This is a genomic window from Pseudomonas koreensis (genome assembly GCF_024169245.1).
GTDB classification, from domain to species: domain Bacteria; phylum Pseudomonadota; class Gammaproteobacteria; order Pseudomonadales; family Pseudomonadaceae; genus Aquipseudomonas; species Aquipseudomonas koreensis_F.
On record NZ_JALJWP010000001.1, the window covers coordinates 80,650 to 107,588 of the forward strand.

Genomic DNA, 26,939 nt, shown 5'->3' on the forward strand with positions numbered 1-26,939 from the left:
TTGTGTGGTCGCAAGAATTCAGCGCGCACAAATCCCCCGCGCAGCGTTCTGCGTGTTTTTTTAAAACGTGTTTTTCAGTGAGTGATCAGGGATCGGTCAGGTGCAGCACGAAAGATTCGTAAGGTCGCAAGTGCAGCCACCGCGTGCGTTTCGGACAGTCCGGGTAATTGCTGATCAGCAGGCGCTGCTCCTGAGATTCGTCAATCAGCGCAGTTAGCTCGACTTCACACGCGGTGCCGTAAAAATTGTTTACCACCAGCAGGCGTTCACCTGCCCCTTCGCGCAGGTAAGCCCAGACTTGTGGATGCTCCGGCAGCAACTGGCAATAGATGCCGTCCGAGATCAGCGCTTCAGTCCGGCGCAGGTTGATCAGGCGCCGATAGTGATGCAGCACCGATTCCGGGTCATGCAACTGATGCGCAACATTGATCTGTGCAGCATTGGCCGGCACACCGATCCACGGTTCGCCGCGGGTGAAACCGGCATTGTGCCCGGCGTGCCAGTGCATCGGGGTGCGCCCGTTGTCGCGGGACTTCTGCATGATCGCCGCCATGTTGTCGAGCTCGCTGGCCCCGGCCTCGCGCTTGAGGCGGAAGATATTCAGGGTCTCGACATCGCGGTACTGCTCGATGCTTTCGAAGCCAGGATTGGTCATACCCAGTTCTTCGCCCTGATAGATGAACGGCGTACCCTGCAGAAAGTGCAGCGCCGTACCGAGCATCTTCGCCGACAGCTCGCGATACTCGCCGTCGTTGCCGAACCGCGAGACCACGCGCGGCTGATCGTGGTTACACCAGAACAGCGCATTCCAGCCGCCTCCCGCCTGCATGCCGGTCTGCCAATCGGACAGAATCTGCTTGAGCTGGAGGAAATCGAAATCGGCGCGCACCCATTTCTGCAGGTTCGGATAATCGACCTTCAGGTGATGAAAATTGAAGGTCATCGACAGCTCTTTCGACTGCGGATTGGAGTAACGGATGCAGTGTTCGAGACGGGTCGAGGACATCTCGCCGACGTTGATCAGCTCATGCCCCTCGAAGACTTCGCGGTGCATTTGCTGCAAGTACTCATGCACGTTCGGCCCGTCGGTGTAGAAGCGCCGACCGTCGCTGTCATCTTCGGCGAAATCCGCCGGTTTGGAGATCAGGTTGATCACGTCGAGGCGAAAGCCACCGACGCCCTTGTCGCGCCAGAAGCGCATCATCTTGAACACTTCGTCCCGGACTTTGGGGTTGTCCCAATTGAGGTCGGCCTGGGTGTGGTCGAACAGGTGCAGATAGTACTGACCGGTCTGTGCTTCGTACTCCCAGGCCGAACCGCCGAACTTGGATTCCCAGTTGTTCGGCTGGTCGCGCCAGATATAGAAGTCGCGATAAGGATTGTCGAGGCTGCTGCGCGCTTGCTGGAACCAGACGTGCTCGATCGAGGTATGGTTGACCACGATGTCGAGCATCAGCTTGATCCCGCGCTTGCCCGCTTCGGCAATCAGCAGTTCACAGTCGGCCATGCTGCCGTAACTCGGATCGACCGCGTAATAGTCACTGATGTCGTAGCCGTTATCGCGCTGTGGTGAGCGTAAAAAAGGCGTGACCCATAGATAATCGACCCCCAGCCATTGCAGGTAATCAAGCTTGGCGACGATACCGAGCAGATCGCCGGTCGGGTTGCCGGCATGGCTGTAAAAGCTCTTCGGGTAGATCTGGTAGATCACCGAACGTTGCCAGTCTTGCATGGCGTATTTCCCTCTTGAATTCTACGAGCCCCGCAGGAGCTGCCGCAGGTTGCGATCAATGAATTTTGAAAGGCAAGATCAAAAGATCGTCCGATCGCGGCCCGAGCCTTCGGCAGCTCCTACGATTCGATTTCAGGCGACCCGGTAACCCGGCCGGACAATCTTCATGCTCAGCACACAGGTCAGGGCGAACGGAACGAGCATGGCGATCAGCATCCCGACCACGAACATCGGGATGAACTCTGGAATGATCGAAATGAATCCGGGCAGGCCGCCGACGCCGATCGCCGAGGCCTGGATCTTGTTCAACGACAGGAACATGCAGCCCAGCGCCGAGCCGGTCAACGCGGCATAAAACGGAAACTTGTAGCGCAGATTGACGCCGAACATCGCCGGCTCGGTGATGGCGAAATACGCGGAAATCGCCGAGGTCGAGGCCATGCTCCTGTCCCGCGCATTGCGCGTCATCCTGAACACCGCCAACGCCGCACTGCCCTGCGCCAGATTGGACATGACGATCATTGGCCAGATGAAAGTGCCGCCCTGGCTGGAGATCAATTGCAGATCGACCGCGAGAAACATGTGATGCATGCCTGTGATCACCAGAGGTGCATAGAGCAGACCGAAAATTGCGCCACCCACCAGCGGTGCCAGATCGAACAGCATTACCAGGCCTTCGGTAATGAAGATGCCGATATGCCGGGTCACCGGACCGATGATCGCCAGTGCCAGCACGCCAGTTACGACGATGGTGGTAATTGGCACCACCAGCAATTGCACGGCATTGGGCACTCGCGCCCGCAACCATTTTTCAATCACGCTCATCACATAGGCCGCCAGCAGTATCGGCAGAATCTGCCCCTGGTAACCGACCTTTTCCACCTGGAACAGGCCGAGAATGTCGAAGTAGGGCAGCTGCTGCCCCTCCACCCCGGCGACGGCCTTGCCGTAATTCCAGGCATTGAGCAGATCCGGGTGCACGAGCATCAGGCCGAGGACGATGCCGAGGATCTCACTGCCACCGAAACGCTTGGCCGCAGACCAGCCCACCAGCGCCGGCAGAAACACGAATGAGGTGTTGGCCATCAGGTTGATCAGGCTCCACAGCCCGTCGAGATTCGGATAGGCATCGAGCAGGCTCTGGTCTTCGATGAACATGCCCTTGGCGCCGAGCAGGTTGTTGATGCCCATCAACAGGCCGGCAATGATCAGCGCCGGCAGGATCGGCATGAACACATCGGAAAATACCCGCACCAGCCGCTGCATGGCGTTTATCTTCTCGGCGCTTTTCTGTTTAACGTCGGCGATGGTCGATGCCGCAAGGCCGGTCTGCTGGCGCAATTGGGCGTAGACCTTTTCAACATCTCCCGGACCGATGACCACTTGATACAACCCGCCGGTGAAGAACGAACCCTTGACCAGATCGATCCCGTTGAGCGCAGCAGTGTTGACCAGCGCAGGGTTCTTCAACGCCAGGCGCAAGCGCGTCACGCAATGCGCCGCCTGCTCGATGTTGTCGCTGCCACCGAGGCTTTCCAGCAGCTCCCGGGCAATGTTCGGATAGTCATGGCTCATGCTTGTTCTTCCGTCGTGGATTGTTGTTATTGGCAGCACGCCGAACAGAAAAATACTCGTCTGTACGAGTTAATGCAATAACTCGTCTGTACGAGTTTGTATGAAGAGATGAATGTCAGATGGGCGCGGATTTTTCCTACTCTGACCTATGATGTTTTCCCTCCCGCACGTGGACAAATCAGTACCCTGCCCTTAAGGTTCGGGGTTTTGAGTAGCGTCGGCACAGAGTCCAGCCATGAGCAAATACAATCAGATCTACAGCGATTTGCTTGCCAGCATCACTGCTGAACGCCTGGAGCGCGGTGCCCGGCTGCCGTCGGAAACCGAACTCATGCAGCGCTATCAGGCCAGTCGGGGCACGGTGCGCAAGGCCATCGACCTGCTGCAGGAACGCGGTTTCGCGCAGAAGATTCACGGCAAAGGCGCGTTCGTGCTGTCGACCAACCCGATCGAATTCCAGCTCGGCGGCATCGTCAGCTTCCAGGAAGCGCACCCGCGTCTGGGCAACGACGTCAGCACCGAAGTGATCGAAATGTGTGAGGTGCCGCTGGAAGGTGCACTGCTCGAACACATCAACGCCGAGCCCGGCAGCCCGATCACCCGGATCAAGCGCGTGCGGCGCATCGATGGCAAGCGTGTCATCCTCGACATCAACCACTTCGTCAGCGCGGTGATTCCAGGCCTGTCTGCAGACATCGCCGAACACTCGATCTACGCTCACATCGAGCAAACCCTGCAACTGCAGATCGCCTATGCCCAGCGCACCATCGAAGCCGTGCCATGCAGCAAGGACGACCAACAACACCTGGACCTCGACGGCCAGAGCCATGTCATTGTGGTCAGTAATCAAACGTTTCTGCAGGACGGCCGTCAGTTCGAATACACCGAATCGCGGCATACGCTGGACAAGTTTTATTTCTCGGATGTGGCGCGGCGCTGAACTGAACATTTTTCCAGACGCAACGGGCGGTAGCTGGGTAGCGCACTTACTTTGAGCGCAGAGATCATCCTCGGTCTTTGTTTTTCAAGGATGAACACCCATGACCGCTCCCGAACGCCGTCTGCTGCCAAACGCAGCGGACAAAAACGCCCTTAAAGCCATCGCCACAACGATCGTGCAGACCTGCCCGAGTCTGCTCGATGCGGCCCGCCAAGTCGCCAGCGAGCTGCTGGCGGACAAAGGACTGTCCGGCCTCGATCCTGACCTGGTTTATTTTCACCGCTTCAAAACGGCTCAGAGCAGCGCACTGACCTTCACCGGTTGGGAACACTTGCTGGAAAAGCCTTACGAAACGCTCACCCTCACGCAACTGGTCATCCATCGTTTTCGCGCGACCGATCAAGACAACGCAGATCTGCTCGGCCTTTACTGCGGCTTCTATTCGGATGGCCCGGAAACGGAAAATTTCAATCAGAGCAATGAAGTGCGGTTGCTTGGCAGCGATGTGCTGAAGACATTCTGGGAAGTCGACTTCAGCGCGCGCTACACCGGTCAACTGGCGACGTTCTGGCACACCTCGTCGGATAACTTTCGCGCCCTGGCAAAGTGCAACTTTCTCAGTCAGGCGGTGCAGGCGCTGCAACACGGCGACCTGGATGGCACTGATTTCCAGCGCATCGTCGATTCGGTAATCGGCCCCGTTGCCTGGCCCGTCACCTTGCAAATGCTGCGAGCGACATACCCGGTCGGCGCTGAGGTACGGACACTGGATCTCGATGGTCACGTCGCCAGCAAAGCGCTGCGTCTGGTGCAGGATAACGGCCGCCAGACCTTGTGCCTGCCGGGCGAAACCCAGGCATTCGTGTTCATGGACAACGAAGCGGATCTGCACTGGTGGGTGCTTGAGCAGATGAATTCCGAGGACAAGCGCAGCGCATTTCTCAAGCTTTTCCCGCTGGCTGACAGCAATCACATGAGCGAAAACCTCACCGATCTGATGAATCGTCTGGTGAGCACTTGGGGCCACAGTGATCACCGGATGATCAACCGCAGCAATGGCGCAATCACGGGCGACGCGTTCACTTGGCTAAGCGAGTCGACACGCACTGCCATGATCGCCGAGGCGCAGCTGGTGCTCACGTCCAACAGTGACCTGCGCAAGAAACTCTGGATAGGCTATCTGAGTGCCGGTCTGAAAGTATTCGGCCCGATGGCAGCGGTAGGCTGGCCAGTGGCGTTGCCATTGATTGGCGCCAGCGTCGCGAACATGGGATTGAACATCGATCAGGCCATCAACGCTTCCACAGCGTCCGAACGTAAAGCCGGCGTAACCGGCGCAGTGCTCAATGCGATCGACATCGTATTCACTATTCCGTTTCTGATCGGCACTGGCGCACAACTGGAGGTGGGCCCACAGGTTGATTTTGCCGAAGCGGAAGAAATGCTCGGGTTGATCGAGTTAACTTCGCCTGATGCACCATTTTTTCCGCCTCTGGATCCCCCCTCGGTCACATCGGTTGGTCCAGAGACGACCGTTGAGCTGGAAAACGGAATACGCTTCGACTCTCCCATCGCATCCACCCAGCAGATGGCTGGTGCGCGCCAAGGTTCGTCTGTTCCAAGGATTCCTGCCCGGTATCGATGCAACGAGCTGCTTGCAGACCGTGCTGTAGAGGCGGCGCCGGGAAAATATGAGGGCATCTACCGCCTGGACAGGGAACCCGGCCATGCGATCGAGATGGATGGCGACACGTACTACGTGCGGTACTTTGCCGACTCCGAAGACGCGGGTAACTGGGCCATCGTCAATCCTGAACGTCCCAATCAGTTCGCTTACTCGCTGCCAGTACGCTTCGCCAGCGGCAAGTGGGAACGCATACCCGCCCTGCGTCTCAGGGGAGGCGGTCAATGCGTAGGCAAGGCATGTTTACCGGACCCTGAAGTGACCTCCGTTCCGCTTTCAACAACGCCGTCAGCGGAACTTCCCCTCGTCCTCCCGGTTTCGCCGGTTGCGCGACCGCTGCGTCTGGTGACTCCCCTGGACGACATTCCAGGGATGGACATGGCGAAAATGAGACGATGGGCAATGAACTTGCCCGAGACGTTCGTCGAATACTCCAATGCGCGTCTCGGTAAGCCATCAACGGCCGATACATATGCGAACTATTTCCGCGACAGACGCATGTCCTTGGTCAACGAGGCCAAAGAATATTACTCAGAGCTGGACTGGACCAACCTCCCCGCACGGCCGGTCATCCCGCCAATCGAGCCCGAGATGCAGACTGCCGAGTTGATCGATCGCATCTTTGCCAATACCGATGGACTGGTCGTCGGTGAAACCCTTGATCGCATTGCCAGCATGCGTTTCATGATCGAAAACATGCCAGCGCTCGCTCGGCATATCAAAACCCTGTACGTACGGGGCTTGCTGAGCGATTTCGCCCAACCGGATTTCAACGACTTTTTTCTGTCGGGAGAGATGTCCGAGGATCTTCGAGTGTACCTGTCCAGCCTGGGTACCGACCCTGAGGAAAGGTTCAACGTCCTGGAACTGGTCAAGGCCGCCCAGGCCAATGGCATTCGGATCCAGGGGCTTGACGTCGCCCACACATACAAACTGAAGATACCGCTTACGTCGATCGAAGAGCAGATGATCCACGCCCGGCTCGCCTCTCGAATCATCTGGGGAGATCAGATCCTCAACGGTCCGGGCAAATGGGCGGCCCTGATCGAGGCTACGAACACCAATACTTTCAGGAACCTGCCGGGAATCAGCGAAACCAGGGGCGGCATCGGTTTGCGGATTGAAGAAGCAGAGTCCGCCGAAGTGGCCGGCGTGCGCATCGACCCAGGGCTGGAAATCACCCGCGGCCCGTTTGATAACGGGGCATCGACGCGCAACTCTTCCGACTTCCTGTTCGCGGACCTGCAATTGCAGATAGAGACACCTGCGCCGCAATGGACTGAGGCAACGCTGGAAAATCTACTGCATCGCAACGGCATGTTCCTGATCGAGAAGACACAAAACAACGCATACATGCTGGTGCGTCGCGACAGCGCCAGCCATATTGTCCGCACAACGGTGAATCTAAGAAGGGACGGCCAGGTTTATATCTGGGCCCAGACGTTGCCCAGGATCAGCGGCATCATGTTCCGTGACATCGCAGCGTTAGCCGAGCGCCTGATAGAGATCGGCCTGACCCTGCAAAGTCGCTTGCCTGCCTGATCTGTTTTCACGGTCATGAAACGAAAAAACCCTTGGATTCGGGCCAAGGGTTTTTCGTTAATCGAACCGCAGCGGGATCACTCCCACTCAATCGTCGCCGGAGGCTTGCTCGACACGTCGTAAGTAACGCGCGAGATGCCTTCGATTTCGTTGATGATGCGGCCGGAGACGGTTTCCAGCAGTTCGTAAGGCAGGTGTGCCCAACGTGCGGTCATGAAGTCGATGGTTTCCACGGCACGCAGGGCCACGACCCAAGCGTAACGGCGACCGTCGCCGACCACGCCGACCGATTTGACCGGCTGGAACACCACGAACGCCTGGCTGACCTTGTGGTACCAGTCGGCCTTGCGCAGTTCTTCGATGAAGATATGGTCGGCGCGACGCAGCAGGTCGGCGTATTCCTTTTTCACTTCACCGAGGATGCGCACGCCCAGGCCCGGGCCCGGGAACGGGTGACGGTAGACCATGTCGTACGGCAGGCCCAGTTCCAGACCCAGACGACGGACTTCGTCCTTGAACAGTTCGCGCAGGGGCTCGACCAGTTTCAGGTTCATCTCTTCCGGCAGGCCGCCCACGTTGTGGTGCGACTTGATCACGTGAGCCTTGCCGCTTTTCGCGCCAGCCGACTCGATCACGTCCGGGTAGATGGTGCCCTGAGCGAGGTATTTGATGTTTTCCAGTTTGTTCGACTGGGCATCGAAGACGTCGATGAAGGTGCGGCCGATGATCTTGCGCTTCTTCTCCGGGTCGGCTTCGCCGGCCAGGTTGTTGAGGAACTGCTCTTCAGCGTTGGCGCGGATCACCTTGACGCCCATGTTCTCGGCAAACATGGCCATAACCTGCTCGCCTTCGTGCAGACGCAGCAGACCATTGTCGACGAAAACGCAGGTCAGCTGGTCGCCGATGGCCTTGTGCAGCAGCGCGGCAACCACCGAGGAATCGACACCGCCGGACAGGCCCAGCAGGACATTGTCGGTGCCGACCTGGGCGCGAATGTTGGCGATGGCGTCTTCAGCGATCTTCGACGGCGTCCACAGGGCTTCACAGCCGCAGATGTCGAGCACGAAGCGCGACAGGATGCGACCGCCCTGCTTGGTGTGGGTCACTTCCGGGTGGAACTGCACGCCGTAGTAAGCGCGGTCGTCGTTGAACATACCGGCGATCGGGCAGCTCGGGGTGCTGGCGAGGATGTGGAAGTCTTCCGGCATCTTCGTGACTTTGTCACCGTGGCTCATCCACACGTCGAGGCCGAACAGGCCGTCGGCGTCGATGTGGTCTTCGATGCCGTCGAGCAGGCGGCTCTTGCCAACTACATCAACGCGGGCGTAACCGAACTCACGCAGTTCGGAACCTTCAACCTTGCCGCCCAGTTGCTCGGCCATGGTCTGCATGCCGTAGCAGATGCCGAACACCGGAACGCCCAGATCGAACACCGCCTGCGGGCAGCGCGGGCTGTTGGCTTCGTGCACGGACTCGGGGCCGCCGGCGAGGATGACGCCTTTAGGGGCGAATTCGCGGATCGCATCTTCGTCCATGTCGAACGGGTGCAGTTCGCAGTACACGCCGATCTCGCGCACGCGGCGGGCAATCAGCTGGGTGTATTGCGAACCGAAGTCGAGGATCAGGATGCGGTGAGCGTGAATGTCGAGGGCCATGACTCATTCTCATGTAGTGAATCAGAAACAACTCGGGGCTGAATGAACAGCCCCGGTGATTTAACGTTTTGCTGGAAGCCTCAACCTACGCGGTAGTTTGGCGCTTCCTTGGTGATCTGCACGTCGTGAACGTGGGATTCGGCCATGCCGGCACCGGTGATCCGCACGAACTCGGGCTTGGTGCGCATTTCTTCGATATTGGCGCTGCCGGTGTAGCCCATCGAGGAACGCAGGCCGCCCATCAACTGGTGAATGATCGCGCTCAGGGTGCCTTTGTACGGCACACGGCCCTCGATGCCTTCCGGAACCAGTTTCTCGGCGCCTGCCGAGGAGTCCTGGAAGTAACGGTCGGACGAGCCTTGAGCCTGGGACATGGCGCCCAGCGAACCCATGCCGCGATAAGCCTTGTACGAACGGCCCTGAAACAGCTCGATCTCGCCCGGCGCTTCTTCGGTACCGGCAAACATCGAGCCCATCATCACGCAGGACGCACCGGCGACGATGGCCTTGGACAGGTCACCGGAGAAGCGGATACCGCCGTCGGCGATCAACGGCACGCCAGTGCCTTCAAGGGCGGCGGCGACGTTGGCGATGGCACTGATTTGCGGCACGCCGACACCGGCGACGATACGGGTGGTGCAGATCGAACCAGGGCCGATACCGACCTTGACGGCGTCGGCGCCCGCTTCGGCCAGAGCCTTGGCAGCGGCGCCGGTGGCGATGTTGCCGCCGATCACCTGCACTTCAGGGAAGTTCTCTTTGACCCAGCGTACGCGGTCGATAACGCCTTTGGAGTGACCGTGTGCGGTGTCGACCACCACCACGTCCACGCCGGCGTTGACCAGTGCGGTCACGCGATCACCGGTGTCTTTACCGGTGCCGACCGCAGCGCCAACGCGCAGACGACCTTGGTCATCCTTGCTGGCCAGCGGGTAGGCTTTGGCTTTTTCGATATCGTTGACGGTCATCATGCCTTTGAGGGCGAATTTGTCGTCGACGATCAGCACGCGCTCGATGCGGTGCTTGTGCAGAAGTTCGCGTACGTCGTTCTTGTCGGCGCCTTCCTTGACCGTGACCAGACGCTCTTTAGGCGTCATCACTTCGCGGACAGTGGCTTCCAGACGGTTCTCGAAACGTACGTCGCGGGAAGTGACGATGCCGACCAGGTCGCCATCGTGCAGTACCGGAACGCCGGAAATATTGTGCAGACGGGTCAGTTCGAACAGATCACGCACCGTGGCATCGGCCTCGATGGTGATGGGATCCTTGACCACACCGGCTTCGAACTTCTTGACCTTGCGCACTTCGGCAGCTTGCTGCTCGATGGTCATGTTCTTGTGGATGATGCCGATGCCACCTTCCTGAGCCATGGCGATTGCCAGACGGGCTTCAGTAACGGTGTCCATGGCGGCAGAAACCAGAGGAATATTCAGTTCGATGCCACGGGTAAGACGGGTCTTGAGACTGACTTCGTTGGGAAGCACCTCGGAATAACCGGGCACTAGGAGAATGTCGTCGAATGTCAGAGCTTCTTGGCTGATACGCAGCATCGCGGGGGCTCCCGAGCGGGAAAATGGAAGCGCGCCATTATAGTCAGACACCCCCTGCTGTTCAATGTAAAACTCAGCCTAATTGATAGATGGGAAACCCCGCTTTCTGTAGGAGCTGCCGAAGGCTGCGATCTTTTGACTTTGCTTTTCAAAGGCAAGATCAAAAGATCGCAGCCTTCGGCAGCTCCTACAGGGATCAGAGCTCGACCTTTACCCAACCCACGGGTTGATCGAGCCAGTCGGCGAACTCGTCGATAAAGCTCTGTTTGAACCCCGCCTCCAGCCAATTGTTGAAAATGAAGCCGAGATTGGAAAACGCGCATTCCTGCAAAAACAGAAAGCCGTTGATGTCGTCTTCATGCCCGCATTCCGGGCAGGTGAAATTGTCGGTGCGGCCTGGAAACCATTCTTCGAGACTTTCGAACAGCGCCTCACCCACTTCACGTCGGCACTCGGCGCAACCGGCCTCTTCAAGAAAGCCCTTGGCCGGCGTGTAGATGCAGCGTTTGGTGATGATTTCCAGGCCATTGACCGGCTCGCCGAATGGCAGCGCTTCGGGATGCAGAACGACAGCGCGTGCGCCCTCGGCGATCGCGTGAGCCATGCGATTGCCGGTGCGGCCGCAGGTGGTCAGCTGTTCTTCGACGATGTTCTTGCGCACCAGCCAGCGCACGATCGCCCGTGCCCGGGGCTCGTGCACCGGCAAGGTGGAGATTTTCGGGACGATGATGCTTTGCGTGTTCATGGTGGAGCCTGCTGAAAATATCGGGATACCCCTGTAGGAGTGAGCCTGCTCGCGATAGCGGTGGATCAGCCAACATCGCTGTGCCTGACCCACAGCTATCGCGAGCAGGCTCACTCCTACAGGAACTGCGGCCGGCAGCTTAATCCCTGAAGAAATCCGGTCAAGTGCTGAAATAGCGCACGATCAACGCAACCCCGCTGGCCAGCACCAGCCATGTCACCAGCCGCACAAATGCCTCGCGTGACAACTTCATCGTCAAGCGCCGGCCGATCCACAAGCCCAGCGCCATGGCTGGCAACAGACACAGCGCCAGCATCAACAAGGGTAGCTCGGCATACACACCGGCGAAGGCGAACAGGCTCAAGCGCACCACGGTGCTGCAACTGATCAACGCACTTTGCGTGGCCCGTGCTGCCTCCTTGGGCAGTCGGCTGTTCAGATAGATCGCATAAAGAAAGCCGCCACTGCCAAACAACGCGCCGAACAACCCGCCCACCGTGCCCATCGGCACCGCCCACGCCGCCGACAACTGCGCCGGCCGTGCTTTGACCCACAGGCTGTACACCGCGTAGGCGCTGATAAACAGCCCCATCAACAGCAGCAACAGATCGGATTTCAGGTTCAGCAGGAAGATCACTCCCAGCGTGCAGCCGATCGCCATGCACGGCAGCAGCCTGAGCAATTCCGGCCTGGCGACGTCCCGCCGCGAGGGCAGCAGATTGCCGAACGCCGCGACGAAATCCAGCAGCACCAGCAACGGCACGATTTTCGACAGCGGCATGAACAGAATCAGAATCGGTCCCGCCACCAGCGCCGTGCCGAAGCCGGCGATGCCGAACACGATATAGGCCAGGGCAATGCCCAGCCCGATCACCGCCCAACCGCCAGCGCTCCACGACCATGTGCCCAACAGCTCCATCACGCTCATCAACGCGTTTCCTTTATAAGACCGCCGACGGTTACGACTGACACTCGCCCTGTAGGAGCTGCCGAAGGCTGCGATCTTTTGATCTTGATGTTGAAAAAGCAAGATCAAAAGATCGCAGCCTCGTTGCACTCGACAGCTCCTACAGGGTTCGTGCAATGAGCAGAAGAATGCCTTTAAACTGCGCCCCATGATTAAAGATCCCTTTGCAAGACTTGGCCTGGACCGTGAAGTCCTGACCGTCAGCCAGCTCAACGGCCGCGCGCGGGTGTTGCTCGAAGACGTGTTCAGCAACATCTGGGTCGAAGGCGAAATCTCCAACCTCGCGCGCCCGGCGTCCGGCCACGTCTACTTCACGCTCAAGGACAGCGGCGCGCAGGTGCGTTGCGCGTTGTTCCGACAGAACGCCGCGCGCGTGCGCCAGGCGCTGAAGGATGGCCTGGCGGTCAAGGTGCGCGGCAAGGTTTCGCTGTTCGAAGGTCGCGGCGACTATCAACTGATCCTCGACACCGTCGAGCCTGCCGGTGACGGCGCGCTGCGTCTGGCCTTCGATGCGCTGAAGGAAAAGCTCAGCGCGGAAGGCCTGTTCAGTGCCGAACGCAAGGTGCCGCTGCCCGCGCATCCGCAACGCATCGGCATCATCAGTTCGCCGACCGGCGCGGTAATTCGCGACATCATCAGCGTATTCCGCCGCCGTGCGCCGCAAGTGCAACTGACCCTGATTCCCACCGCTGTGCAGGGCCGCGAGGCCACCGCGCAGATTGTCCGCGCGCTGAAAATGGCCGACGCCCGCGGCTTCGATGCGCTGATTCTCGCCCGTGGCGGCGGCTCGCTGGAGGACCTCTGGTGCTTCAACGAAGAAGCTGTGGCCCGCGCGGTCGATGCCTGCGTCACCCCGATCGTCAGCGCCGTCGGCCATGAAACCGATGTGTCGATCAGCGACTTTGTCGCCGACGTCCGCGCACCGACGCCCTCGGCCGCTGCCGAACTGCTCGCTCCGGATTCCAGCCATCTGATTCGCCAAGTCGAAAGCCTGCATCGCCGCCTGGTAATGCGCATGCGTGATCGCTTGATGCGTGATCGCCTGCGTCTGGAAGGCATGGCGCGACGGTTGCGCCATCCCGGCGAACGTCTGCGCCAGCAGGCGCAACGTCTGGATGATCTGGACATGCGCATGCGTCGGGCTTTCGAGCGCAGTCTCAATACCCGTCGCGAACGCCTGATTCGTCTGGAAACCCGCCTCGCCGGGCAACATCCGGGGCGCCAACTGGCGATGCTCCGCCAGCGTCTCGACAGCCTCGCCGAACGCCTGCCGCGGGCCATGCGCGATGCTCTGAAACAGCGTCGTCAGCAATTGCACAGTCAGATGCAGACCCTGCACGTGGTCAGCCCGTTGGCGACTCTCGGTCGCGGTTACAGCATCCTGCTTGACGAGCGCGGCCACGCGATCCGCAACGCCGCGCAGACCCACACCGGCCAGCGCCTGAAAGCCAAGCTGGGCGAAGGCGAACTGCAAGTGCGCGTCGAGGACAATCACCTGACGCCCGTCACCCTCTCTTTACTGGACTGATCCATGCCGCGTTTTCTTGCTCCGCTGCTGTTGCTCTGCCTGACCTTCAACGCCCAAGCCGACAGTTACATCACCCGGCTGCTGAACAAACCGGTGCCGGGCGGCGTCGCCGTGGTGGATCTCGGCACTGCCGCGCAAGCACCGAAAGCCACCTATCAGGGCAAACCGGTGCTGGTGGTCAAAGAGCAGAACAACTGGCTGGCGATTGTTGGCGTACCGCTGACGGTCAAACCCGGCGCGCAGCAGATCAGCAGTGGCGGGCGCAATCTGCCCTTCACCGTCGGCAGCAAGAAATACCCGGAACAGCACATCACCCTGAAGAACAAACAGCAGGTCAACCCGAACGCCGACAATCTCAAGCGCATTGAAGGCGAACTGGCGGAACAGATTGCGGCTTACCGCAGTTTCAGCCCGAACACGCCGAGCAATCTGCTGCTGGACAAGCCGGTCAACGGGCCGCTGTCGAGCAAGTTCGGTGTGCGTCGTTTCTTCAACGGCGAAGAGCGCAATCCTCACGCCGGACTCGATTTCGCAGTGCCAGCGGGCACGCCGATCAAGACCCCGGCAGCGGGCAAGGTGATTCTGATCGGCAATTACTTCTTCAACGGCAACACGGTCTTTGTTGACCACGGCCAGGGCTTTATCAGCATGTTTTGCCATATGTCGAAGATCGACGTGAAGAACGGCCAGCAACTTGCCCGCGGCGCGGTGGTGGGCAAGGTCGGTGCGACTGGCCGGGCGACCGGCCCGCACATGCACTGGAATGTCAGCCTGAATGATGCGCGGGTGGATCCGGCGATTTTCATTGGGGCATTTCAACCTTGAATATGCGTTGAGGCGACCGGCCTCTTCGCGAGCAGGCTCGCTCCCACACTGGATCTTATTCACAACAAAGATTCCCTGTGGGAGCGAGCCTGCTCGCGAAGGCGGCCTATAACACACCGCCATACTCAATGAATCTCAAAAAACTCAATTGCGCACCAATCTAGCCTTACGCAAACATCAACAACTTCCACCGCCTTAAGCGCAATAAATTCCTGCAAAATCCCGCTTTCCGGGTATTCCTCTCAATTTTTTCCGACTGCTTGCCATCCTTTCCCCTCGCGGTTAGGGTTGAAGCCATGAAAACCTCTCACACCCTCATTCAGCTTCGCCAGCACCGCAGCCTGTGCCTCGTCAGCGCACGACTGCCAGGCTGAATCGCTGCGCCTCGTCCCACGCTTTTCCAAGAACATTCGTTCAACCGGCAGGCCGCCTCTTTTCGGCCCAGACAACAAGGAATTTCCCGATGAGCATGCTCAAAGACCCGTCTTCGAAATACCGCGCATTTCCCGTCATCAACCTGCCGGATCGCACCTGGCCGTCGAAAACCATCGACGCCGCGCCGATCTGGTGCAGCTCCGACCTGCGTGACGGCAACCAGTCGCTGATCGAGCCAATGGACGCGGCAAAGAAGCTGCGCTTCTGGAAAACCCTCGTACAGGTAGGTGTGAAGGAAATCGAGGCGTCGTTCCCGGCCGCTTCGCAAACCGACTTCGATTTCGTGCGTACGCTGATCGAAGAAGGCCACATCCCGGACGACACCACCATTCAGGTGCTGACCCAGGGCCGTGAAGACCTGATCGAGCGCACCTTCGAATCCCTTCGCGGGGCGAAGAAAGCCATCGTCCACTTGTACAACGCCACCTCGCCTTCTTTCCGGCGCATCGTCTTCAACCAGGACAAGGACGGCATCAAGGCCATCGCGGTCAACGCGGCCAAGCTGTTCGTCAAATACGCCGCCCTGCAGCCGGAAACCGAGTGGACCTTTGAATACTCGCCGGAAACCTTCAGCGCCACCGAGCTGGAATTCGCCAAGGAAGTCTGTGACGCCGTGATCGAGGTGTGGAACCCGACGCCTGAGCACAAAATGATCCTCAACCTGCCGGCCACCGTTGAATGCGCGACGCCGAACGTTTACGCCGACCAGATCGAGTGGTTCGGCCGCAACATCAACCGTCGTGACAGCGTGATCATCAGCCTGCACACCCACAACGACCGTGGCACTGGTGTGGCCGCCACCGAGCTGGGCCTGATGGCCGGCGCCGATCGCGTCGAAGGCTGCCTGTTCGGCAACGGCGAGCGCACCGGTAACGTCGACCTCGTCACCGTCGCGTTGAACATGTACACCCAGGGCGTGGATCCTGAGCTGGACTTCTCCGACATTGACGGCGTGCGCAAGGTCGTCGAAGAGTGCAACCAGATCCAGGTGCACCCGCGTCATCCGTACGTTGGCGACCTGGTACACACCGCGTTCTCCGGCTCGCACCAGGACGCGATCCGCAAGGGCTTCGCCCAGCAGAAACCCGACACCCTGTGGGAAGTGCCATACCTGCCGATCGACCCGGCCGACATCGGCCGCAGCTACGAGGCGGTGATCCGCGTCAACAGCCAGTCGGGCAAGGGCGGTATCGCTTACCTGCTGGAACAGGAATACGGCATCAGCCTGCCACGGCGCATGCAGATCGAGTTCAGCCAGGTCGTGCAGCGTGAAACCGATCGCCTGGGCCTGGAGATGACCGCCAAGCAGATTCACTCGCTGCTGATCAGCGAATACCTGCAAGCCAACACCCCGTACGCGCTGGTCAGCCATCGCCTGCAGGAAGAAAACGGCAACAGCGCCGTCGAAGTCGAAGTGGCGAGCAAAGGTCAGGGCGAAACCAACCTGCACTGGCGCGGCAAGGGCAACGGCGCACTGGAAGCCCTGGTCGCCGGCCTTCCGATTCCGGTGGAAATCATGGACTACAACGAACACGCGATTGGTGCGGGCACCAATGCCAAAGCGGCGGCCTATATCGAATTGCGGGTGAACGGTGAACGTGCAGTGCACGGCGTGGGTATCGATGAAAACATCACCACGGCGAGTTTCAAGGCATTGTTCAGCGCGCTGAACCGCTCGCTGAGCCAGCCAGAGGCGAAAGCGGCGTAATCCGACCACTGAAATGCGAAAGGCCCCGGAGTGTGAGCTCCGGGGCCTTTTTTTGCCTGCAGGTATTTGGCTGACTTTTATGGCCCCTTCGCGAGCAGGCTCGCTCCCACATTTGGAATGCATTTCCCTGTGGGAGCGAGCCTGCTCGCGAAGGCGTCCAGACAGGTGCTGCGAGTATCAGGTGAACTCGAAAGTGTCGGCATCCAGATTTGCCGGGAAGCGTTCGCGATAAGCAGCCAGCGGCGCAGCTTCCAGCACCACCTTGAACACGCCATCCGCCTCCCCCGCCGCCAGCAAGGTTTCGCCCTGGAAATCCAGCACCTGACTGTCGCCGGTATACGCGAAGCCCTTGCCATCGCTGCCAATCCGATTCACCGCCGCCACATAACAGAGGTTTTCAATCGCACGCGCCGGCAACAGCCGATTCCAGTGCAGACGCCGTGCGCCCGGCCAGTTCGCGGTGTACAGCAGCAGATCGGTGTCCTGCGCGTCGCGGCTCCACACCGGGAACCGCAGGTCGTAGCAGATCAGCGGCCGAATCCGCCAGCCCTTGAGCTCGAACTGCACCTGACGCTCGCCCGGGGTGTAATGGTTGTGTTCGCCGGCCATCCGGAATAGGTGGCGCTTGTCGTAATGCAGCACTTCGCCGTCCGGCCGCGCCCACAGCAGGCGGTTACGATGGCTGCCGTCAGCCGCCTGAATGATCACGCTGCCAGTGATGACCGCATCGAACTTGGCCGCCTGCGCCCGCAGCCATTTGCTGGTCGGGCCGTTTTCGGCTTCGGCGAGGGTTTCCGATTCCATGGAAAAACCGGTGGTGAACATCTCCGGCAGGATAATCAGATCGGCGCCACGGGCCTGTTCCAGCAACAGCTCGAAATGCTCAAGGTTGGCCTGGCGGTCGTGCCAGGCCAGGCTGGTCTGGATCAGCGCCAGAGTCAGGTCGGGCAATGTACTCAGATCACGCATAGTTTCGCCGCTGCTTCACGCAGCGTCTCCTCGCGCTTGGCAAAGCACAGACGTATCAGGCGCTGGCCTTGCGGTGGATTCTGGTAGAACACCGACACCGGAATGCTCGCGACACCGTGTTCGCGGGTCATCCACATGGCCATGTCGACATCATTCAGATCAGGGCGGATCTGCGAATAATCGACCAGCTGGAAATAGGTACCGGTGACCCGGGTAAAACTGAAGCGCGAAGGCGCGAGCAGATCGCAGAACAGATCGCGCTTGGCCTGATAGAAACCCGGCAGCTCTTCAACGTGCTCCGGGTGCTCGGCCATGTAATCGGCCAGCGCGTATTGCAGCGGCGTGACGCCACAGAAACTGACGTACTGATGCACCTTGCGCAATTCGGCCGTCAGCGCCGGCGGGGCCACGACATAGCCGGTTTTCCAGCCGGTGACGTGATAAGTCTTGCCGAACGAGCTGACCACGAACGCGCGCTGATACAGCTCTTCATGGGCGAGCACGCTGACATGCGGTACGCCGTCGAACACCAGGTGTTCGTAGACTTCGTCGCTGATCAGATAGATGTCACGATCACGGATCAACGCCGCCAGTTGATCGAGCTCGTCGCGGCTGATCAAGGCACCGCTGGGGTTGTGCGGGGTGTTGATGACGATCATTTTCGTCCGCGGACTGAGGGCCGCTGCGAGCTGGTCGAAATCGATGGAGAAATCGTCCGGTTTCAGCTGCACATGCACGCAACGACCGCCCGCCAGCTCCGTGGCCGGTGCATAGCTGTCGTAGCACGGATCGAACACGATGACTTCGTCGCCGCTGTGGATAACGGCCTGAATCGCGCAGAAGATTGCCTGAGTTGCGCCGGGCGTTACCGTCACCTCGTGATCAGCATCGACATTCACGCCATAACTGCGCGCGATCTTGGCCGCGATCTGCTCACGCAACGCCGGCAATCCGGTCATCGGCGAATACTGGTTATGGCCGCTGGCGATATGCCGCCCGACTGCATCACGCAGCGACTGCGGCCCGTCGAAATCCGGGAAACCCTGAGACAGGTTGATCGCGCCGGTCTGCGCCGCGAGCTGAGACATCTGCGTGAAAATAGTGATGCCGACATTCGGCAGCTTGCTGGTGATCATCGGGAGTTCTCTGCTCAACACCCGGCTCTGACGACGGCGCGGGAGAGCCCGAGGATAGCCCATCCGGCGCCCATAAAAAAAGGGCGCCAAACGGCGCCCTTCTTTCACCGATCGTTCCCATGCTCTGCGTGGGAATGCCGCCACGGACGCTCTGCGTCCCTCGCTTTGTGACGCGGAGCGTCACGGGATGCATTCCCACGCGGAGCGTGGGAACGATCAAACCTTCGCGCACAAAAAAGGGCTCCTACAGAGCCCTTTTTGCGTTACCGCTTTTACTTGAAGCTTGCAGCTCGAAACTTGAGGCTGCTGTTTTATTTCTTGTCGCGGCGCTTCTTGCTGGCTTTCTTGTTGTGCGACATCAAGCGACGCTTCTTGTTGACCTGGCGGTCGGTCAGCGTGTTCTTGTTGCCTTCGTACGGGTTCTCGCCGCCCTTGAACTCGATGCGGATCGGCGTACCGACCAGCTTCAGTACACGGCGGTAAGTGTTTTCCAGATAGCGCACGTACGACTTCGGCACTTTCTCGATCTGGTTACCGTGGATCACGATGATCGGCGGGTTCGCGCCACCCAGGTGCGCGTAACGCAGCTTGATCCGGCGGTTGTTGACCATCGGTGGCGCGTGCTCACCCACCGCATCTTCCAGAATCTGGGTGAGGCGGTTGGTCGGCCAGCGGGTAACAGCGGACTTGAACGAGTTCTGCACCGAAGCGTAGAGGTTGCCCACGCCAGTACCGTGCAGCGCCGAGATGAAGTGGATGTCGGCGTAGTCGACGAAGAACAGCCGGCGTTGCAGCTCGACCTTGACGAAGTCGCGCTCGCTCGGCGTCATGCCGTCCCACTTGTTGATCGCGATGACCAGCGCACGACCGGATTCGATCGCGAAGCCCAGCAGGTTCAGGTCGTGATCGACCACACCCTCGCGGGCGTCCATGACGAAGATCACCACGTTGGCGTCTTTGATCGCCTGCAGGGTTTTGACCACGGAGAACTTTTCGACTTCTTCGTGGATCTTGCCGCGCTTGCGCACACCGGCGGTGTCGATCAGCGTGTACTTCTCTTCATTGCGCTCGAACGGAATGTAGATGCTGTCGCGGGTGGTGCCCGGCTGGTCATACACGATGACGCGGTCTTCACCGAGCATGCGGTTGACCAGAGTCGACTTGCCGACGTTAGGACGGCCGATGATGGCGATCTTGATCCCGTCTTTCTCGCTCGGGCCAGGAATGCGCTTGGCTTCCTCGCCTTCGGCGACGACTTCTTCCTCTTCACCTTCAGCCGGCTCGTCGTCATCGCGCGGGAATTCGCTCAGAGCGGCTTCCAGCAGTTGCGTGATGCCGCGGCCGTGGGCACCGGCGATCGGGATCGCGTGGCCCATGCCCAGCGGGGCGAATTCGGCGCGGGCCATTTCCGGGTCGATGTTGTCGACCTTGTTGGCCACCACGTGGGAACGCTTGTTACGTTTGCGCAAATGCTCGGCGATCATCTGGTCGGCAGCGGTAAAACCGGCCTTGGCATCTACCAGAAACAGCACCACATCGGCTTCTTCGATGGCCAGCAGCGACTGCTCGGCCATTTTTTCGTCCATACCATGTTCGTCACCGGAGATACCGCCGGTGTCGATCAGAATGTAGGAACGCCCTTGCCACTTGGCCTCACCGTACTGGCGATCACGGGTCAGACCGGACAGGTCGCCGACGATGGCGTCACGAGTCCTGGTCAGGCGGTTGAACAAGGTGGACTTGCCGACGTTCGGTCGGCCCACCAGGGCGATTACGGGAACCATGCGGCTCTCCACTGCGTTATTTCAGAAAATACAAAAGCCGCTGCGAGGCAGCGGCTGGTGCTCGGGGCAACACCCGTAGGCGCTGCAAACCCTGCAGATGCAGGGCCGCTTGGGGATAACCCCAAGCATAGTTGTTACTTGATGGTCAGGGCTTCCAGTTTGCCGCTGTTGCCATACACATAAATCGTGTCGCCCACCACCAGCGGACGGGCACGCAGGCCGTCGCTGTCGATGCGCTCACGGCCGACGAAACGACCGTCGACCTGACTCAGCAGATGCAGATAACCTTCCAGGTCACCCACAGCTACGTAGCTGGAGAACACTTCCGGTGCCGACAGTTGACGGCGAGCCAGCGAGTCGTTGCTCCACAGTGCAGTGGTCGAACGCTCGTCGACGCCTTCAACGGTGCCCGAGGACAGGCTCACGTAGACGCTGCCGAAACCTTGAGCGATACCGGCGTAGCTCGACGCATCGCGCTGCCACAGTTGACGACCGCTTTCCAGGTCCAGTGCCGCAACGCGACCCTGATAGCTGGCCACGTACAGCGTGCCGCCGGACAGCAGCAGACCGCCGTCGATGTCGACCACGCGCTCCAGTTCCGAACGACCTTGTGGAATGGCGATGCGTTGTTCCCACACCGGCACGCCGTTGGAGATGTCCAGCGCGACCACTTTACCGGTCGACAGGCCAGCTACCGCCAGACGGTTGGTCACCAGCGGAGCACTGGTGCCACGCAGGGTCAGGACCGCCGGGGTGCTGTCATACACCCAGCGCTGGTTGCCGGTGGCAGCATCCAGACCGATCAGACGATCATCCTGGGTCTGCACCACCACCACGTCGCCGTTGTTGGCCGGCGGCGCGAGGACTTCACTGTTGACGCGGGCACGCCACTTCTCTTCACCATTGCTGGTGTCCAGGGCGACGACTTCGCCACGCAGCGTACCGATCAATACCAGACCGTAACCCACGCCAACGGCGCCGGAGACAGGCAGTTCCAGATCCTGGTCCCACTTCACGTCGCCGTTGCTGCGGTCCAGCGCCATTACTACACCGGTGACATCAGCGGCGTAGATGGTGTCGCCGTCGATCGCCGGCACCAGCATGTTGTAGGTTTCGCCCTGACCGTCACCGATCGAGCGGCTCCACTGCTTGTGCAGAACCACTTCTTCTTTGAAGTCGGTCAGTTCGGCCGGTGGCAATTCTTTCTTGCTGTTGCTGCTGCAACCCGCGGCCAGAAGGGCCAGAGCCAGCAATGCTGCATGCTTCCAACGGATCACGTCACGCATCCCCTTTGGCCAGGTCGTCGAGCTTGATTTGAAGGCCACCGACCGCCGCTTCATCCGACAGTGCCGCCTTGGCTTTTTGATACGCCTTGTTCGCGTCATCGGTACGGCCCAAGCGCACCAGCAGGTCGCCCTTGAGTTCTTCGCGAGTGGCCAGGAACGCTTTGTCGGCATCGCCGTCGAGCAGTTTCAGGGCATCTTCAGCCTTGTCCTGCGCGCCGAGCACCTGCGCCAGACGCTGACGGGCGATTTCGCCCAGCGCCGGGTTGGCCGGTTTGTCGACGATGGCTTTGAGTTCGGTTGCCGCGTCGTCCAGCTTGCCGCTGTCGACCGCTACTTTGGCAACGAACAGGCTGCCGTACTGCGCGTAGGCCGAACCGCCGTATTCGCTGTTGAGCTTGCCGGCCAGATCGGCAACGCGCGCGGCATCAGGCTTGCCGTCAGGCGTCAGCGTGGTTTCCAGCAATTGCTGATAGAGCACCGAGGCGCCTTGCGACTGGTTGCTCTGGTACTTGTGATAGGCCTGCCAGCCGAACACGATGACCAGCGCCAACAGGCCGCCGGTGACCAGAGGTTTGCCGTTGCGTGTCCACCAGTCCTTCAAATCCGCCAACTGTTCGTCTTCGGTACTCGACACCCCAATACTCCTTAATCGCTAAATCGGCTGTTAAGACAGCTTCAACCCTGCACGACGCAGGTGGCCAGGTGAGCGGCGAGCGCATCCCAGGCAATGCTTTGTTGTTCGCCCTGGCCACGCAGGGGTTTGAAACCTACCACTTGCTGGGCCATTTCGTCGTCACCGAGGATCAATGCGTACAGCGCACCGCTCTTGTCGGCCTTCTTGAACTGGCTTTTGAAACTGCCAGCGCCGGCATTGACTTGCAGGCGCAGGTTTGGAAGTTGATCGCGAACCCGTTCGGCCAGGGCCAGCCCGGCCAGCTCGGCCTCTTCACCGAAGGCGCAGAGGTAGACGTCGACCTGACGGGCAATTTCTTGCGGGATCTGCTCGAGGGTTTCGAGCATCAGGACCAGACGTTCGATGCCCATGGCGAAACCCACGCCCGGGGTTGGCTTGCCGCCCATCTGCTCGACCAGACCGTCGTAACGGCCGCCAGCGCACACGGTGCCCTGGGCGCCGAGCTTGTCGGTGACCCATTCGAAAACGGTTTTGCTGTAGTAATCGAGGCCGCGCACCAGTTTCGGGTTGAGCACGTAGGGAATGCCAACGGCATCCAGACGCGCCTTCAGGCCTTCGAAGTGAGCGCGGGACTCGTCGTCGAGGTAATCGGCCATTTTCGGCGCATCGACCAGCACGGCCTGGGTGTCGGCATTTTTCGTGTCGAGCACGCGCAGCGGGTTGGTCTTGAGGCGACGCTGGCTGTCTTCGTCGAGCTTGTCGTGGTGCGCCGAGAGGTACTCGACCAGCGCTTCACGATAGTGGCCACGGGATTCGCTGGTGCCGAGGCTGTTGAGTTCGAGCTTGACCGCATCACGGATGCCCAGCTCGCCCCACAGGCGCCAGGTCATGATGATCAGCTCGGCGTCGATGTCCGGACCGTCGAGGTTGAACACCTCCAGACCGATCTGGTGGAACTGGCGATAGCGGCCTTTCTGCGGACGCTCGTGGCGGAACATCGGGCCGATGTACCAGAGTTTCTGCACCTGACCGCCGCCGGTGATGCCGTGTTCGAGCACTGCGCGCACGCAGGCCGCGGTGCCTTCCGGACGCAGGGTCAGGGAGTCGCCATTGCGGTCTTCGAAGGTGTACATCTCTTTTTCGACGATATCGGTGACTTCGCCGATCGAGCGTTTGAACAGCTCGGTGAACTCGACGATCGGCATGCGGATCTGCTTGTAACCGTAGTTATCCAGCAGACGCGCCACAGTGCCTTCGAAATAACGCCACAGCGGGGTCTGTTCGGGCAGGATGTCGTTCATGCCACGAATGGCTTGCAGAGACTTGCTCACAAAATTTCCTTAATTCGTTCGATCAGCCGCGCGCGATAACGGCAGCGTCAGCTTCGACCTTTTCGGCCGCTTTCTGGCGGATCAGCTTTTCCAGCTCGTCCACCAGATTGTCATTCGTCAGCTTCTGCGACGGCTTGCCGTCGATGTAAATCAGGTTTGGCGTGCCGCCGGTCAAGCCGATATGGGCTTCCTTGGCTTCGCCGGGGCCGTTGACCACGCAACCGATGACCGCGACATCCAGCGGCACCAGCAGGTCTTCAAGGCGCCCTTCCAGCTCGTTCATGGTCTTGACCACATCGAAGTTCTGCCGCGAGCAGCTCGGGCAGGCGATGAAGTTGATGCCACGGGAACGCAGATGCAAAGACTTGAGAATGTCGTAACCGACCTTCACTTCCTCGACCGGATCGGCCGCCAGCGAGATGCGGATAGTATCGCCAATCCCTTCGGCGAGCAGCATACCTAGGCCCACGGCGGATTTCACCGTGCCCGAACGCAAACCGCCAGCTTCGGTGATACCCAGGTGCAGCGGCTGGACGATTTCCTTGGCCAGCAAGCGGTAGGCTTCGACGGCCATGAACACGTCGGAGGCCTTCACGCTGACCTTGAAGTCCTGGAAATTCAGGCGTTCGAGGTGCTCGACGTGACGCAGCGCGGATTCGACCAGCGCCGCCGGGGTCGGCTCGCCGTATTTCTTCTGCAGGTCTTTTTCCAGGGAGCCGGCGTTGACGCCGATGCGGATCGGAATGCCGCGATCACGCGCCGCATCGACCACCGCACGCACGCGGTCTTCGCGACCGATGTTGCCCGGGTTGATACGCAGGCAGTCGACGCCCAGCTCAGCCACGCGCAAGGCGATCTTGTAGTCGAAGTGAATGTCGGCCACCAACGGCACTTTGACCAGCTGCTTGATCCTGCCGAACGCCTCGGCGGCGTCCATGTCCGGTACCGAGACGCGAACGATGTCGACGCCGGCAGCTTCCAGACGGTTGATCTGCGCCACGGTCGCGGCCACGTCATTGGTGTCGCTGTTGGTCATGCTCTGCACAGCGATCGGCGCGTCGCCGCCCACCGGTACGTTGCCGACCCAGATCTTGCGCGATTCGCGACGTTTGATTGGAGATTCGCCGTGCATGACTTATTGACCCAACTTCAGGCGAGCAGTCTCGCCACTGGTGAACGGAGCGATATCGACCGGTTGGCCGTTGTAGCTGACCTGTGCCGCGCGGGCAACGCCCAGACGTACGGCGAGCGGCGGCTTGCCGGAAACACTCACGCTGTCGCCTTTATGCTTCAGACCACTGAAAATCACTTTGCCACGGCCATCGGTCACCTGTGCCCAGCAATCGCCAGTGAACTGCAGCTGCACCTGGCCTTCACCGGCAACCGGAGCAGCTGTTTCAGCGCTTGGCGCTTGAGCAACCGGCGCGGTCGGTGCAGGTGTCGCTGGGACATTCGGTGCTGGAGTGGCCGGAGCCGCCACCACTGGCGCGGGCGTCTGTGCCGGTGCGCTTGGCGCAACTGCCGGGGCAGCTGGCTCGGTCGCTGGCGCAGCAGATTCGGCGCCGGTCGATTCAGCACTGGTTTCCGACTGCGGCAAGGCCAGCGAAGTCGAATTGTCGGCCTGATTTTCAGCGACAGCCTGATCTTCCGGCTCGTCGATCGGGTGGATCTGCGTGGTGCCGTCGGCGCCTTCGACTTCGACGTGCTCCGGCGCGAGGCTGGTCAGATCGCGGGTGCGTTGCGAAGTCTGATCCTGCCACCAGATGAAACCGCCGCCGATGACTGCGATCAGCAGCAACAGGCTGACGATACGCAAAATGGTGTGGGAGACCCGCACCGGCTCCTCGATACGACCGAGGGCGTGAACGTTGCTGCCCTGGGAGTCGGTGCCGGTGGACTGGTCGAACTGCTGAACCAGAACGGTCTGGTCCATGCCGAGCAATTTGGCATAGGCGCGAATGTAACCTCGAGCGAAGGTATGCCCCGGCAGCTTGTCGAAAGCGCCGGCTTCAAGATTGCTCAGGGACGTCACGGTGAGGTTGAGCTTGAGGGCCACTTCGGCCAGCGACCAGCCATTGCTTTCGCGGGCCTGGCGCAGGGTCTCACCGGGATTAACGCGATTCGCTGCTACAACTTCGGGATGCGCCGCTTTCATCATTGCTCCGACAGGTATTGCTGATATTCCGGCGTACCGGGATAGAGTCGTTTTAATTGCAGACCGTAACTGGCTGCCTTGTCGCGATCTTCAAACACTTTTGCCAGCCGAACGCCGAGCAATAGACTACGTGCATTTTGTTCGGTCAGCTGGCTGAAACGGTCGTAATAGTCACGCGCGGGCACATAATGCCTGTCTTCGAAGGACAACTCAGCCATTTCCAGCAATGCGCGCGGTTGTTGGCGGTTCAGGCGCAGGGCTTTTTCCAGCTGTTGCTGCGCCAGATCACGCTGGCCCAACTTGGCGGCCGTCATGCCGAGGTTTTCGAAGACCCGCGAACGCTCAGGATACAGGGTATCAGCGGCCGCTTGTTCAAAACGCTCGTAGGCTTCCTTGTAGCGCTGTTCTTCGTAGAGAAAACTGCCGTAGTTGTTGAGAATGCGCGCATCGGCGGGACGGGAAGACAGGGCCTTGCGAAAGTGCTCGTCGGCCAGTGCAGGCTCCATCTCGGCCTGAAACACCAGACCGAGGGCCGCATTGGCGTCGGGATCCGAACTGTCCAGATCCAGCGCCTTTTTCAGCGGCACCTTGGCGCGTTCGGTCATGCCTTGCTGCAGGTAGCCCAGCCCCAACTGCACGTAGGCAGCCCGCGCTTCATCGCGGCCCTTGCTGGTCTTCATCGGGTTGTAGTCACCCGACAGGACACAACCAGCGCACAGGCTGGCCAACAGCAATAGCAGCGCAAAGCGCAGGGACAT

At 60.0% G+C, this 26,939-nt stretch carries 20 protein-coding genes; 5 read left to right on the forward strand and 15 right to left on the reverse strand.

The window, feature by feature from the left end; all coding sequences use genetic code 11:
* Positions 1 to 85: 85 nt before the first annotated feature.
* Positions 86 to 1,732, reverse strand: a complete 1,647-nt coding sequence (gene treC, locus J2Y90_RS00325) for an alpha,alpha-phosphotrehalase (RefSeq protein WP_253495661.1) — start codon at positions 1,730 to 1,732, stop codon at positions 86 to 88.
* A 132-nt stretch (positions 1,733 to 1,864) separates the two neighbouring features.
* Complete coding sequence (gene treP / locus J2Y90_RS00330) at positions 1,865 to 3,307, reverse strand: PTS system trehalose-specific EIIBC component (RefSeq protein WP_253495663.1); 1,443 nt, start codon at positions 3,305 to 3,307, stop codon at positions 1,865 to 1,867.
* A 235-nt stretch (positions 3,308 to 3,542) separates the two neighbouring features.
* Between treP and treR the strand changes: the two genes are divergently transcribed.
* Both treR and J2Y90_RS00340 read left to right on the forward strand, forming a co-directional pair.
* Positions 3,543 to 4,247, forward strand: coding sequence for a trehalose operon repressor (gene treR, locus J2Y90_RS00335; RefSeq protein WP_253495665.1), 705 nt, complete (start codon positions 3,543 to 3,545; stop codon positions 4,245 to 4,247).
* Between the two features lie 100 nt (positions 4,248 to 4,347).
* Positions 4,348 to 7,473: a membrane-targeted effector domain-containing toxin gene (locus J2Y90_RS00340; protein ID WP_253495667.1), complete on the forward strand. Its 3,126-nt coding sequence runs from the start codon at positions 4,348 to 4,350 to the stop codon at positions 7,471 to 7,473.
* Positions 7,474 to 7,550: 77 nt separating this feature from the next.
* Here J2Y90_RS00340 and guaA read toward each other — a convergent pair whose 3' ends face one another.
* The 4 genes from guaA to J2Y90_RS00360 form a co-directional block, all read right to left on the reverse strand.
* A complete protein-coding gene (guaA, locus tag J2Y90_RS00345; protein ID WP_042608327.1) occupies positions 7,551 to 9,128 on the reverse strand; it encodes a glutamine-hydrolyzing GMP synthase in 1,578 nt (525 codons plus the stop codon).
* Positions 9,129 to 9,208: 80 nt separating this feature from the next.
* Positions 9,209 to 10,678 carry an IMP dehydrogenase gene (guaB, locus tag J2Y90_RS00350; protein ID WP_016773343.1) on the reverse strand — a complete coding sequence of 490 codons (1,470 nt, stop codon included), beginning with the start codon at positions 10,676 to 10,678 and terminating at the stop codon, positions 9,209 to 9,211.
* A 196-nt stretch (positions 10,679 to 10,874) separates the two neighbouring features.
* Positions 10,875 to 11,423 carry a sugar ABC transporter ATPase gene (locus J2Y90_RS00355; protein ID WP_253495669.1) on the reverse strand — a complete coding sequence of 183 codons (549 nt, stop codon included), beginning with the start codon at positions 11,421 to 11,423 and terminating at the stop codon, positions 10,875 to 10,877.
* Between the two features lie 160 nt (positions 11,424 to 11,583).
* Entirely contained in the window at positions 11,584 to 12,351 is a 768-nt protein-coding gene (locus tag J2Y90_RS00360) for a sulfite exporter TauE/SafE family protein (RefSeq protein ID WP_253495671.1), read from the reverse strand.
* Between the two features lie 187 nt (positions 12,352 to 12,538).
* Between J2Y90_RS00360 and xseA the strand changes: the two genes are divergently transcribed.
* The 3 genes from xseA (at position 12,539) to leuA (ending at position 16,886) form a co-directional block, all read left to right on the forward strand.
* Positions 12,539 to 13,918 (forward strand): exodeoxyribonuclease VII large subunit, encoded by a 1,380-nt coding sequence (xseA, locus tag J2Y90_RS00365; protein WP_024014206.1) that lies wholly within the window; start codon positions 12,539 to 12,541, stop codon positions 13,916 to 13,918.
* A gap of 3 nt (positions 13,919 to 13,921) precedes the next feature.
* Positions 13,922 to 14,743, forward strand: coding sequence for a peptidoglycan DD-metalloendopeptidase family protein (locus tag J2Y90_RS00370; RefSeq protein WP_253495673.1), 822 nt, complete (start codon positions 13,922 to 13,924; stop codon positions 14,741 to 14,743).
* A 463-nt stretch (positions 14,744 to 15,206) separates the two neighbouring features.
* Positions 15,207 to 16,886, forward strand: a complete 1,680-nt coding sequence (leuA, locus tag J2Y90_RS00375) for a 2-isopropylmalate synthase (RefSeq protein WP_253495674.1) — start codon at positions 15,207 to 15,209, stop codon at positions 16,884 to 16,886.
* Positions 16,887 to 17,063: 177 nt separating this feature from the next.
* Here leuA and J2Y90_RS00380 read toward each other — a convergent pair whose 3' ends face one another.
* The 9 genes from J2Y90_RS00380 to pilW all read right to left on the reverse strand — a co-directional run bounded on the left by J2Y90_RS00380 (position 17,064) and on the right by pilW (position 26,939).
* Entirely contained in the window at positions 17,064 to 17,855 is a 792-nt protein-coding gene (locus J2Y90_RS00380; RefSeq protein ID WP_253495676.1) for an amidohydrolase, read from the reverse strand.
* A complete protein-coding gene (locus tag J2Y90_RS00385; protein ID WP_253495678.1) occupies positions 17,843 to 18,991 on the reverse strand; it encodes a pyridoxal phosphate-dependent aminotransferase in 1,149 nt (382 codons plus the stop codon). The genes J2Y90_RS00380 and J2Y90_RS00385 overlap by 13 nt, the downstream gene beginning before the upstream one ends.
* Positions 18,992 to 19,302: 311 nt before the next feature.
* The gene (gene der, locus J2Y90_RS00390) at positions 19,303 to 20,775 is read right to left on the reverse strand and encodes a ribosome biogenesis GTPase Der (RefSeq protein ID WP_024014210.1); all 1,473 of its coding nucleotides are present in this window, start codon (positions 20,773 to 20,775) and stop codon (positions 19,303 to 19,305) included.
* A gap of 134 nt (positions 20,776 to 20,909) precedes the next feature.
* Complete coding sequence (gene bamB / locus J2Y90_RS00395) at positions 20,910 to 22,061, reverse strand: outer membrane protein assembly factor BamB (RefSeq protein ID WP_039761439.1); 1,152 nt, start codon at positions 22,059 to 22,061, stop codon at positions 20,910 to 20,912.
* Entirely contained in the window at positions 22,054 to 22,695 is a 642-nt protein-coding gene (locus J2Y90_RS00400) for a tetratricopeptide repeat protein (RefSeq protein WP_016773334.1), read from the reverse strand. The genes bamB and J2Y90_RS00400 overlap by 8 nt, the downstream gene beginning before the upstream one ends.
* 41 nt (positions 22,696 to 22,736) lie before the next feature.
* The gene (hisS, locus tag J2Y90_RS00405; RefSeq protein WP_253495680.1) at positions 22,737 to 24,026 is read right to left on the reverse strand and encodes a histidine--tRNA ligase; all 1,290 of its coding nucleotides are present in this window, start codon (positions 24,024 to 24,026) and stop codon (positions 22,737 to 22,739) included.
* Positions 24,027 to 24,048: 22 nt separating this feature from the next.
* Positions 24,049 to 25,158, reverse strand: a complete 1,110-nt coding sequence (ispG, locus tag J2Y90_RS00410; protein ID WP_042608337.1) for a flavodoxin-dependent (E)-4-hydroxy-3-methylbut-2-enyl-diphosphate synthase — start codon at positions 25,156 to 25,158, stop codon at positions 24,049 to 24,051.
* 3 nt (positions 25,159 to 25,161) lie between these two features.
* Positions 25,162 to 26,181: a RodZ domain-containing protein gene (locus tag J2Y90_RS00415; protein WP_253495682.1), complete on the reverse strand. Its 1,020-nt coding sequence runs from the start codon at positions 26,179 to 26,181 to the stop codon at positions 25,162 to 25,164.
* A complete protein-coding gene (gene pilW, locus J2Y90_RS00420) occupies positions 26,181 to 26,939 on the reverse strand; it encodes a type IV pilus biogenesis/stability protein PilW (protein ID WP_253495684.1) in 759 nt (252 codons plus the stop codon). The genes J2Y90_RS00415 and pilW overlap by 1 nt, the downstream gene beginning before the upstream one ends.